The following is a 12415-nucleotide window of genomic DNA, read 5'->3' on the forward strand; positions in this document are numbered from 1 at the left end:
GTATAGTATTTTGTAAACTATTAAACGCAAGAAGCACGAATGAAATGTCTACATATTTGTAATGATTTTTTGGGAAGTAAAGTCCATTCTCAATTATATCAAGAGTTGGACGATATGTGTGTAGAACAGCATATATTTCATCCTTTGCGGGAACATAATAAAGAAAATCCTGTAGAATTCAATTTTAAAGTCAATAGTTCAACGGTTTATTATTCAAATGTTTTAAAAAAATATCATCGAATATTTTTCAGAAATAAAATATCTTTTCTTTATCGATGTCTAAATGATTGTATTAACCTTAAAACTATTCAAGTTGTTCATGCAACAACATTGTTTAGTGATGGTGCTATTGCATTTAAATTATATAAAAAATTTAAAATCCCATATGTAGTTACAATAAGATCTACTGACTTGGAGGCCTTCGCCAAGTATCGTCCTGATTTGTTGTTTCTTGGACTAAGAATATTACAGAATGCTTCGAACATTGTTTTTATAACACAGGCATTAAAAACCAAATTTTTTAAACACTATTTTTTTCAATTTTTTAGAAAGGAATTAGTGCTAAAATCTAAGGTCATTTCGAATGGTGCTGACCAATACTGGATAGACAACAAGACTCTAAAAAGAGAGGTTAGGCCAACAAAAATAATATATGTGGGTACTTTTCTAAAAAGAAAAAATGTGTTGACGTTAATTTCTGCTGTTCTGAAATTAAAATCAAAAATTTCAGATTTAGAATTAACAATCGTTGGGAATAATGGAGAGGAGCGGGAGCAAATTTTAAAATTAGCTGAAAATAACCCGGAAACAATTATTTTTATAGGGAACGTAAATAATAAAGATGACTTACAAGAATTATATCAATCGAATCATATTTTTGCTATGCCGTCATATGCTGAAACTTTCGGACTTGTTTATATTGAAGCATTGACACAAGGTTTGCCTATATTATATTCTAAAAATGATGGTATTGATGGAACGTTTTTAGTGAAAGTAGGTGAGGCCGTTAACCCTAAGTCGGAAGAAGATATTACTAATGGTTTAGAAATGATCATAAAAAACTATTCAACATATACTCTTGAGAAGTTAGATTTTTCTGAGTTTTCATGGGTAGCAATCGCCAAAAAGTATCATCAAATTTATCATCAAATTGTAAGTGCTAAATCAAATAATTAAATTATGATTTATATCATACAGCAACACTTACACAAAACTCTATTTAAAGTAAACTCATATAATTAATATACTTTTGCGCATCTTGTAATTCAATAAAGTACATAATCAATACTATTCGATAAGTATTAGCACGAGAAATAGCCTTTTAAGTGAGTGTAGTAGAGCTTTTAATGTAGTAAAGAACTAAAAATAGTTTCTTTAGGCGTCTTAATTAGCGATTTAAGAAACCTAAAAATTAAATTAATATTAAATCTTAATTGAAGAAATAAAATAATATGAACATTCTTTATATACACCAATACTTTCATACGCCATATCAGGCAGGTAGTACACGTTCTTATTGGATTGCCCAAGAATTAATAAAAAATGGACATAAGGTTACCATGCTCACCATGAATAAAAAAATTAACTCAAAACTAGAACGAGTTGATATTGATGGTATAAATGTAATTTATCTAAATATTTTATATGATAACAATTCTTTTTATACAAGATTGACGACTTTTATGAAATTTGTATTTAATTCAATACCGGTTGCGCTAAAAGAAAAAGACATTGACCTTGTTATTGCTACATCTACACCTTTAACTATAGGATTGCCAGCACTTGCGTTAAAATGGTTTAAGAAAAAACCCTATGTTTTTGAGGTGAGAGATTTGTGGCCAGAAGTACCTATTCAAATGGGAGGTCTAAAAAATAAATTCTTAGTAAATCTGGCATTATTTTTAGAGAAAACGATTTATAAAAATGCAAAGCATATAGTCGCACTTTCACCAGGTATGTATGAAGGCGTTCTAAAAAGAAAGATATCAAAAGAAAAAGTTTCTATGATACCAAACATGTCTAAAATTGAAGAGTTCTGGGGTAGAGAAAAGAATTTAGGACTAATTAATACTTTGAATTTAAAAAAAGATTCATTTAAAGTGGTGTATTTCGGAGCTATGAACATAGCAAATGGCATGCGGTATATCATAGATGCAGCTGAAATGTTAAATAATGAAAAAGATATTGAATTTATATTTTTAGGAGGTGGTGCATCGGAAGCCGACCTTAAAGAAAGATGTATTAAAGAGAATTTAAAAAATGTGGTTTTCCTTGGAAACAAGCCTATGGAGGAACTTTCCGAAATTGTTAACATTTGTGATGTTTCATTGATTACGTTTCAAAACATCCCCATTCTTGCTACCAATTCGCCGAATAAGTTATTTGACTCGCTTTCAGCTGAGAAGGCAATTATTGTAAACTCAGCAGGTTGGACCAAAGATTTGGTAGAAGATAATGATTGTGGTTTCTATGTTGACCCAGAAAAGCCAAAAGAGCTAGCTGACAAAATTCTTTACCTAAGAGAACATCCCAACAAATGCTTAGAAATGGGAAAGAAAGCTAGAACTTTAGCAGAAACTACTTATGATAAGTCCATTCTATGCGCTCAATTTGCTGAGTTAATTAATTCTATAGAGCACCAAACTGGGCATAGAAATTAAAATTTATACTTTAATTTTGATTCTTACCTCGTTCGTTAATAAATGATGAAATGAAAAATTGAGTGAATATTTAAAATGTAGATTTTAGATATAATTTATTAAGTCTCTTTGTTGATATTTATCAACATATAATAATTGCAACCTAAATTTCTTTTTTTATAGTTTTCCTTAATAAATTATAAATAAGAGAAAACTGACATTAGGCCTTCATGTTTTAATTTGTAATACTCAGCTATAATGCTGCATATCATCGATGTACAGAGAAATATAGTAAGAATTTTCTTTGTTTAAAGAAAATTTGAAATTATACATTATATTTAATTATATATAAATGTTAACTATTTAACCCTTTCCCTCATTATACTTTATAGCAAGTACAAAAAGTACCATTGAAAATTTTAATATATGATTCGAATTCAAGATAAACACTAGAATATGAATATTTTAATAATTGCAAATTATGCTATTTTGCCAGGTGAAAAAGGAAATTGTCGGTTCCACTATTTAGCTAATCTATTTGCTGAACAGGGACATTCAGTTATATTACTTACTTCTTCATTTGCACATCGAACAAAAACTCAAAGAAATGAAATAGATGTAAATAAGTTAATTAAAGGGAAATTTAATATAAAATTAATTTATGAGCCTGGTTATGAAAGTCATTTAGGGTTAAGAAGAATACTAAGTCATAATCAGTTTGGTATTAACTTAAAGAAAGCGTTGAAGAATTATGTACAGTTTCCTGATGCAATATATTTTTCTTTCCCCACATTTAGTTCTGCTAGTATTGCCTCAAAGTTTGCTAAAAAAAATCATATTCCTTCTGTTATAGATATCATTGATATTTGGCCTGAGGCTTTGCGTTCAGTAATTAAGCTCCCTTCTTTTCTCTTCAATTTTTTGGTTTTACCATTTACCTTGCGGGCTAATAGTATTTATAAAGCTGCGGGAGCAATAGTAGGTGTCTCTAAAACATATGTTGATAGAGCACATGTAGTAAATAATAAGGTTCCTATACTACCTGTATTTTTAGGGGCCGATTTAGAAATTTTTGACAGTTATAAGTTTACAAGTATCAAGAAGGACGGAGAAATTTGGCTGATTTATATTGGGTGTTTGAGCTACAGCTATGACATTGCGACAGTTTTACGTGCTTTAGTTATACTAAATAACGAACATAAAATTTCTCAGTTAAAAGTTAAGATTTTAGGATCCGGACCTCAAAGGGAAGAACTTGAGAGAATTGCAATACGTAATAAATTACCTGTTGAGTTTGTTGGGTTTGTAGAATATCCAGTTATGGTTAACTATCTGAAAAATTCAGATATTGCACTTAGTGCCATAGTAAAAGGAGCACAACAAAGTATAACTTATAAAATTGGCGATTATGTTTCTGCTGGTTTACCCATATTAAATAGTAGTGAAAATGATGAATTTAAAAATATAATTGATTCCCAAAAATTAGGTTTTAATTATCTTGCTGGTAAAGAGAAGGATCTTTCTAATAAAATTTTAAAACTTATTAGTCATAGAAAAAAAATGAAACTTTATGGGGAAAACTCAAGAAGAATTGCGGAACGTCATTTTAATCGTAAATCAACAAATATGAAAATAGTTGGATTGGTAGAGCAGCTTGTTGAAGAAAAAGTTTAAACAATCTTTGACATAAAATAAATTTGAACGTGCAAGCAAAATAAAGTATGGAATCATTTTCTATACATGCATGAAATAAATAGTAATACTATTTTTCTTATGAAAAAAGTCAGTGTTATAATTCCCCATTACAATTCTAAAGACAGCCTAGTCGTAATGCTAAATTCTATACCCAATGAGAATTGGATAGAAACAATAGTTATAGATGATAATAGTGATTTTGAAATATCAATCCTTGAAAAGGATTATAAGTTCGTTAAATTTTTAAAAGTTAGCAAAAGTAAAAAAGGCGCGGGTGCAGCTAGAAATCTAGGCTTAAGCAATGCAACTGGCGATTATGTGCTATTTGCTGATGCAGATGATTATTTCACAAAGGATGCTTTTGAAAGTGTTAAAAAACAACTTTTAAGTGACTACGAAGTTATTTACTTTAAGCCTACAAGTATATATCCGAATACAGGTGCTATTGCAAATCGTCACATACCAACGTGTTTATTAATTGATGATTTTATAAAATACAAGAAGAAAGAAATATTCTTAAAATTTTATGAACCCGTTAGTAAACTCATTAGTTTAAGTCTTATTCATGAAAAAAATATCAAATTTGAGGAAGTTACTGCATCAAACGATGTGCTTTTTTCTTTGCAAGTTGCCTATTATTCAGAAGCAATATCTATTTGTACTGATGTAATTTATGTGATTACGGATACTGAAAATTCACTAACAAAACAGACTAGTGAGTTTATTTTAGATTGTAGGTTTGATTCAATGGTTCGTTACAATGAATTTCTAAAATCAAAAGGATTGTACCAATATCAGGGCGCAATGTTTATGCATTTATGGAATGTAAAACGGTTTGGAATTAATAAGGTTTTAAATCGTTATTTATATTGCAAACGAAATAAATATCCTGTTTTTTATAATTTGAAACATATGTTGCGAATATTTAAGAATGTTCTAGCAAAAAATTAAATTTAAAATGACTATTATACTTTTAAGTATCTCTACAAACCCCATCTATTTAAAAGTAGAATTGATTAAATCCTAAATTGTCTGATTTTTTTTTAAATATTTAAACTTTATTTAAAAAGTAAATTTAAATGGTTCAACATAAAAAATGTATCCATACTTATTTGTAAGTGCTTCAATATCATTTTATCGTGGGTATACTGCTGACCCATCAGATAGTATTTTTGAGTTCAATGCTGCGATTCCCAAAACCTGAGAGCCAAAGAAGTTCAAATGTGGATTAGATTGGTAGTCCTTTTTAATTCTATTTTGAAGGCTTTGGCTATATCTTGCTAAATAGAACCATTCATGCAATCGACCCTTTGCACCATCCCCTCCGCTTCCATCAACATTCAATTTTATATTGTCTGGTCCAGTCCAAACTACATCAATTGTACGCAATAATGCGTTTGCGTCACTTTTCTTCCAGTACATGCCGTTTTCATAAGCTAAAGTTATAAAGCTAACAATTGGTCCTGCATGTGAGGTGTCTTGAATATTTGAACCTTTTCGCACCCCCCAGGTTTGATCCCATGCATAGGCAGACGCATCTTTCGGGTTATCATATAATTGATTCCGTAGATTTGAAGGTTCATCTACCATATTACCATAAGATATATTCTCAAATACTTCTTTGTATTTACTTTTTCCAGTGATAATATATAATTCCATTCCAATTCGTGCCCAATGCGATGCCATGTGCGTTCGAGAACGATATATTTTTTTCAGATTGGCATTGTAATATCTGTCCCAAATATTTTTTTCAGAAAAAGCTAATAGTTCTTTATATTGATTTTTATATTTCGAAGAATTCTTGATACTAGATGATTGATGAATTATTCGTAGTAATGTACTCACATGCCTCCAATAATAAGCATCCCATAAGTCATATTCATTTCCATCACTTGCAGGCCAACCCAAATATCCACCCCCAACAGATTTGGCATCATCAACTGTATTGTAAATCAATTCCAACGCGGTGTCCAAGTACTCATTATCACCTGTAGCCTGCCACATAGACGATAAACCATCTATGTATAGCCCCAAGTAATAATACTCCTGATTTCTACCGCGACTATTGGACATAGAATATGCCTCAGAACGATCTTGAGACCATTGCGAATCAAATCTTTCCTTCCAATATCTGACATCAGCACTGGTAGAAGGTATTGCCACTTCTTCCTCTTCTACGGTAATTGTTATATAATCTGAATCTACCAAACCTTCAGCATCTTCTACGGTCAACTTAACCTTAAATGTACCAGGTTGATTAAAAGTTAAAGTCGGGTTTTCATCAGTTGCGGTCCCATTACCATCGAAATCCCAAGTGTAATTTGTAATCTTTTTATCATCAGTTGATTTTTTAGAAGAAAATTCAACGACTAAAGGCACTTCACCTTTTGTTTTATTAGCTGCAGCATCTGCACTAGGTTTTTCGTTTGCTGGTTCGTCAACCTCAATCGTAATTAGTACTTGATCACTTAAACCATCTTCATCAGTAACAGTAAATTCGACAATGTATTTGCCAGCCTTGTCAAAAGTGTGTGTCGGATTTATTGAAGAAGATTTTCCGTCTTTAAAGTCCCATGAATAACTTTTAATCTCCGTATCATCACTAGAATCCTTGCCGCTAAACCTAACCTTTAAGGGAGCTTCACCACTTGTCTTGTCAGCAGTCGCTTTAGCAATAGGAGCATCATTTTTTGATTCTTTGACCTCAATTGTAATGGATTCTTGATCACTCAATCCTTCTTCATCGGTAACCGTAAATTCAACAATATAGGTGCCAGCTTTCTCAAAAGTATGTGTTGGACTTATTGAGGTAGATTTTCCATCTTTGAAATCCCATAAATAGCTTTTGATTTCTAAATCATCGGTAGAACTTTTCCCATTAAATTTAACCTTTAAGGGAGCTTCTCCACTAGTCTTATCAGCTGTGGCTTTTGCAACAGGCGCTACATTTTTATGCTCACCAACAACAATGGTAAGCGTGGTACTATTTGTTCTATTTTCTTCATCAGTGACCGATAGCTCCACTTTATAAATACCCACCTCATTAAAAGTATGCGTAGGATTTTGAGAATCTGTAGTTGTACCATCTTTGAAATCCCAATTATATGTTTTAATCAATACATCATCAGCACTTGACTCATTACTAGTAAATACTACTTTTAATGGAGCATCACCTTTGATTTTATCAGCTGTAACTTCTATATTTAATTCATTTACAACCACTTCATCTTTGTCATCTTCTTCAGAAACAATACTTTCAGCAGACATATAATCTTCAATTGCCCCAGCATCTACCGCAGTTTCATACGTAATAACTAAGATAGGTGCTTGTGCCGTAGGATTTTCCTTCGATGCTATTGCTAAATCGTTACCTTCTAATTGTTCTAATATTATGGTTGTATTTTCAGCAGACATTAAAGAGGCGTCTAATTCCACCGTCTCTGTTTGTCCAATTTCATAAGTTTTATCAATGGATCCTAATTCCAACTGAGTTTCTGGGGCAGTTGTTGCATTAATTTCATCTTCATGCCATTTTAAAACAGCCCCTTTATGAATTTTTATTTCACCATCACCACCATCTTTAAATATCGTAAATTGAAATTCAGTATTGATGATTTCACCACCAATACTATCTATAGCGCTCAAATCATATAAAAGGTAACTCGTACGTTTATCTGTTTGTAGGCGTATAACATCATGGTTAACACCATCGCCATCATTTAAATACGCGTCTTGAATTGGGAAGAATTTTGTGGTGCGACTTTCTAATAGTACTTCAGCTTCTAACTCAATTTCAGGTGAAACCTCTATTTCTTCATCTATTATTTCAGTTTCATTTTGTGAATCACGGTCTTCAATAGATTGAATATCATCATTTAAGATACTATTTTTTAGTAAATCACTATCCTTACTACAGGATAGAACTAATAGTATTGAAATAATAGTAAAACATAAAAATTGTACTTGTGGTCGTGTGGGATAAAAACTCATTTAGTAACTAAAAATATTCGAATTAAAGATTTTGCAATTATACGCAAGCAATATTACTTTTCGATGAATAACCTATTATTTTCGATGAAATGCACATAATTGATGTCTTTAACGATTTTACCTAATTTATATTGTATTTCAAAATATAGTAATATACTTGAATACAATAGTAATTGGATGTTTGTAGGTTAGTTAATTAACACTTTTTAAGAAAATAATCGATGAAATACATAATTTGTTTTTCATATTAATATAAAATCTTGGCGATTATTATAAAATGAAATTATTGCAATTTTGAATTTCTTTTGCAAGAAAGTAGTTTGCAATAGAAGTATAAATTTAAAAACAAGCTTTTAAGTATTAAGTATAGAGACTTGTTTTATAATTATGTACATGAAGTAATATTGTGTAATGTGAAAAATTATCTCAAATTATATCCTTATAGTGAATAGATAATTATTTTTCAGGGTAAACAGGAGATCCGTCAGATAGAATCTTAGCATTTAATGCAGCAATACCAAGTACCTGTGTGCCGAAATAATTAAGATGACTTCCAATATATTCTTTTTTAATACGATCTTGTAATTTTTGATCGAATCGTCCTAAATAGAACCATTCATGAAGTCTTCCTTTTGCTCCGTAGCCCCCACTACCATCAATATTTAGCTTGATATTTTTTGAATTTGTTTTCGACCAAACAATGTCTAAAATTGGAATTAGTCCATTAATATCACTTTTGGTCCAATACATATTTTGATCATAAGCAAGTACCCATAAACTTATTAAAGTACCTGCATGGGAAGTATCCTGTATTTCAGATCCATCTATAGATCCCCAGTGCGAATCCCAAGCATAGGCTTTTGGATTTTTAGGATTTGGGTAGAATTGATTTTGTAAATTTGATTCTCTACCTGGCATTTCACCAAAAGAAATATTATCAAAAACTTCTTTGTATTTTTTTTCACCTGTTACTATATAAAGTTCCATACCTATTCGCGCCCAATGTGATGCCATATGCGTGCGTGATCGGTAAATGGAACCTAATCCATAAGAGAAATACCTGTCCCAAATATTATTTTCCGAAAAGGCTAAAAGATTTTCAAACTCTTCTTGGTATCCTGTTGATCTAAGATTTGGGGATTGATGCATTATACGTACCAAAGTTGCCACGGTACGCCAATAATATGAATCCCATAAAGTATACTCAGTTCCATTTTTAGCGGGCCATCCCTTATATCCATTACCAACGCTTTTAGCATCCTTTATGGTATTATTGATTAAACCTAAAGCTTGATCTAAATAAACATTATCACCTGTAGCTTGCCACATTGTGGATAAGCCATCAATAAAATACGCAAGAAAATAATATTCTTGTTCTTTGTTTGCACTTTTTGATCTGGAAGATGCATTATCATAATCCGAATCAGCCCATTTAATGTCAAATAATCTTTTCCAGTATTTTACTTCATCATTAATCTTAGTTACATCAACTTTAGTATTCACCGTTGAACCAGATTCATTTTCTTGTGTAGTATATGTAAAGTTATCTGTTGTTTCCTCTTCGTTAACTGATGCATCAGGTATGTAGGTTAATGTTTTGTCTTCATTTATTAATACCGTCCCATTTTCTGGTTGCGTAGTGTTAATAATTTTTATGTCATTGTAATTTGAAATACTATCATTCAAAAGAACATCTAAGACAATGGCGTCGTTGCCATTGATAATAAAATTATCTGCAATAAAAATATTACTGACTAATCGAGATTCTGTATGATCAGCAATAACATACTCTGAAAGTAAATCACTATCCTTACTACACGAAATGAAGGAGATAATTAAGGCAAAGAAAAGCATGTATTGATAGTTTTTTACACAAAGATATGTCATAAGTAGGTTATTTTTAAAACTTGATTTGGGTTTCAAGTCTTATTTCTCAGTTTTATAGCGTTTAAAATGAAATGCACGTAATATGATACGACCTTATATAAATATTAGACGTTCAAATGCATTAATATTCGATAAACTACATCTTTTTTTAACATTTGTTTTGAATTAGAGATGTTTTCGATTTTATTGTTAACTGTTCATTAATAATAACTTAGAGGATTGAATAATGTTGTGAAAGTGCATATATACTAGACGAAATACCTTTTTTTCGATGTCTAGCTTCGATGTACTACAAATTGGATCGATTAATAGATTAAATGCAAAAATAAATGTAGATAAACGATTATTTGTTATTTGTGCGGAGAGTAGATAGCTAATCTAGAGATTGACATTATAATAAATAGTATGGTAAAATCAGACCTCACATTATATTTTATGTGCTATAAATTAGGTGTAAAAGTAAAATTATTTTATTATCAGAAATAATAGTTAGTATTTGACATTTATGTGTAGAATTACCTAGACTTATTTAATTTTTTAGATTTATATTAAACCGTCAAGCACTAAACATTTTTTAGAATCGCAGAGTTAAACTTTAACCAATTAGCGATTTATGCTGAACATTACTAAATGCACTTTTTATTAACAGTATAACTAATTGTATATTGAGATTAAAATTTATATAAAATGATTAAGGGTAATGCTTATTTTTAGACGATTGACACTTGTGCATAATAATCAATATTATGGTAGATTATATATATTGCGAACTATTTGTGTAGTCGAATAAATTAAAAGGGTTCTTATGTTAGCTAACATAAGAACCCTTTTAATTAGTACTTTAATCGATTTTTGTGGATTTACCACATGAATCAAAATTTCGATGACATTTTTTCTCACCTAAGAAGGTTGAATTTTATAACCTTCCTTCAACTTTACACTTTAGAATACCTTTTACATCATACAAGACACCATTTTCGTTTAACAGTGATCTCAAGTCTAGTTCTAAGTATTCTTTATGAGCAACCGTTAGTACAACCGCATCATATAAATCGTTAGGTAAATTTTTTGTGGTATCTAAGTTATACTCATGTTTCACTTCGTTTGGTGAAGCCCATGGGTCAAATATGGTTACATCTGCTCCATAACTATTTAGATTTCGAATTACATCAACTGCCTTAGTATTTCTAACATCGGGGCAATTTTCTTTAAAAGTAATACCAAGTACTAAAATTTTAGAACCTTTAATTTTAATTTCTTTTTGCACCATTAACTTCACAATTTCAGCTGAAACATATTTCCCCATTCCATCATTCATTCTTCTACCAGCCAGAATAATTTCAGGATGATACCCATACTCTTGTGCTTTTTGCGCTAAGTAGTATGGATCAACGCCAATACAGTGCCCACCAACTAGTCCTGGTTTAAAAGGTAGAAAATTCCATTTGGTACCTGCTGCTTCCAAAACTTCATGGGTGTCAACACCCATCAAATTAAATATTTTAGCTAACTCATTAACAAAAGCGATATTGATATCCCTTTGCGAGTTTTCTATTACTTTAGCAGCTTCGGCAACTTTAATTGAAGGAGCGAGGTGCGTCCCAGCGGTTATCACAGATGCATACAAAGCATCCACTTTCTTGCCAATTTCTGGTGTAGAACCAGAGGTGACTTTTAAAATTTTCTCAACTGTATGCTCTTTATCGCCTGGGTTAATTCGTTCAGGTGAGTAGCCCACAAAGAAATCTTTATTAAACTTTAGACCACTTACTTTTTCAAGTACGGGTACACATTCATCTTCGGTAACACCAGGATATACAGTTGATTCATAAATAACAATATCGCCTTTCTTTAGAACTTGGCCTACCGTTTCACTAGACTTATACAAGGGTGTTAAAATAGGTCTATTGGTATTGTCAACAGGCGTAGGTACCGTAACTATATAATAATTGCAATCAGCGATGTTTTCGATATTATCGGTGCAAAAAAGCCCTGTATTCATACTTGGTGCACTTTGAAGTACGTTTTGTAATACTTCATCTGAAACCTCAAGAGTACTATCTGTACCCGATTGTAGTTCTTGAATTCTACTTTTATTGATATCAAAACCAACGACTGAAAATTTGGTCGCGAATAAACGTGCTAGCGGTAGTCCAACGTATCCAAGGCCAATAACTGCTATTTTTGGGGTGCTCATGTCAATT

7 protein-coding genes are annotated in these 12415 nt (G+C 31.2%); 4 read left to right on the plus strand and 3 right to left on the minus strand.

Features of this window, described 5'->3' with window-relative positions; genetic code table 11:
- The first annotated feature begins 69 nt into the window (after positions 1 to 69).
- From JQC67_RS11515 to JQC67_RS11530, 4 genes are all read left to right on the plus strand, one after another.
- Complete coding sequence (locus tag JQC67_RS11515) at positions 70 to 1176, plus strand: glycosyltransferase family 4 protein (RefSeq protein ID WP_238934601.1); 1107 nt, start codon at positions 70 to 72, stop codon at positions 1174 to 1176.
- A 275-nt stretch (positions 1177 to 1451) separates the two neighbouring features.
- Entirely contained in the window at positions 1452 to 2660 is a 1209-nt protein-coding gene (locus JQC67_RS11520; RefSeq protein ID WP_203252957.1) for a glycosyltransferase family 4 protein, read from the plus strand.
- 435 nt (positions 2661 to 3095) lie between these two features.
- On the plus strand, positions 3096 to 4313 hold the full coding sequence (locus tag JQC67_RS11525) for a glycosyltransferase family 4 protein (RefSeq protein ID WP_203252958.1): 1218 nt from the start codon (positions 3096 to 3098) through the stop codon (positions 4311 to 4313).
- Positions 4314 to 4412: 99 nt separating this feature from the next.
- Positions 4413 to 5285, plus strand: a complete 873-nt coding sequence (locus JQC67_RS11530) for a glycosyltransferase family 2 protein (RefSeq protein ID WP_203252959.1) — start codon at positions 4413 to 4415, stop codon at positions 5283 to 5285.
- Positions 5286 to 5468: 183 nt separating this feature from the next.
- Here the strand turns inward: JQC67_RS11530 and JQC67_RS11535 are convergent, their stop codons facing one another.
- The 3 genes from JQC67_RS11535 to JQC67_RS11545 all read right to left on the minus strand — a co-directional run bounded on the left by JQC67_RS11535 (position 5469) and on the right by JQC67_RS11545 (position 12408).
- Positions 5469 to 8324, minus strand: a complete 2856-nt coding sequence (locus tag JQC67_RS11535; RefSeq protein WP_203252960.1) for a PKD domain-containing protein — start codon at positions 8322 to 8324, stop codon at positions 5469 to 5471.
- A gap of 456 nt (positions 8325 to 8780) precedes the next feature.
- Entirely contained in the window at positions 8781 to 10211 is a 1431-nt protein-coding gene (locus JQC67_RS11540) for an Ig-like domain-containing protein (protein WP_203252961.1), read from the minus strand.
- Positions 10212 to 11127: 916 nt separating this feature from the next.
- Complete coding sequence (locus JQC67_RS11545; protein ID WP_203252962.1) at positions 11128 to 12408, minus strand: nucleotide sugar dehydrogenase; 1281 nt, start codon at positions 12406 to 12408, stop codon at positions 11128 to 11130.
- Positions 12409 to 12415: the final 7 nt, after the last annotated feature.

This window comes from Aurantibacter crassamenti, assembly GCF_016811105.1.
In the GTDB taxonomy this organism is placed as follows: domain Bacteria; phylum Bacteroidota; class Bacteroidia; order Flavobacteriales; family Flavobacteriaceae; genus Aurantibacter_A; species Aurantibacter_A crassamenti.

Coding starts and splice junctions, on each gene's coding strand:
- JQC67_RS11530 (WP_203252959.1), top strand. CDS start 4,413: ATGAAAAAAGTCAGTGTTATAATTCCCCATTACAATTCTAAAGACAGC.
- JQC67_RS11520 (WP_203252957.1), top strand. CDS start 1,452: ATGAACATTCTTTATATACACCAATACTTTCATACGCCATATCAGGCA.
- JQC67_RS11535 (WP_203252960.1), bottom strand. CDS start 8,324: ATGAGTTTTTATCCCACACGACCACAAGTACAATTTTTATGTTTTACT.
- JQC67_RS11525 (WP_203252958.1), top strand. CDS start 3,096: ATGAATATTTTAATAATTGCAAATTATGCTATTTTGCCAGGTGAAAAA.
- JQC67_RS11540 (WP_203252961.1), bottom strand. CDS start 10,211: ATGACATATCTTTGTGTAAAAAACTATCAATACATGCTTTTCTTTGCC.
- JQC67_RS11545 (WP_203252962.1), bottom strand. CDS start 12,408: ATGAGCACCCCAAAAATAGCAGTTATTGGCCTTGGATACGTTGGACTA.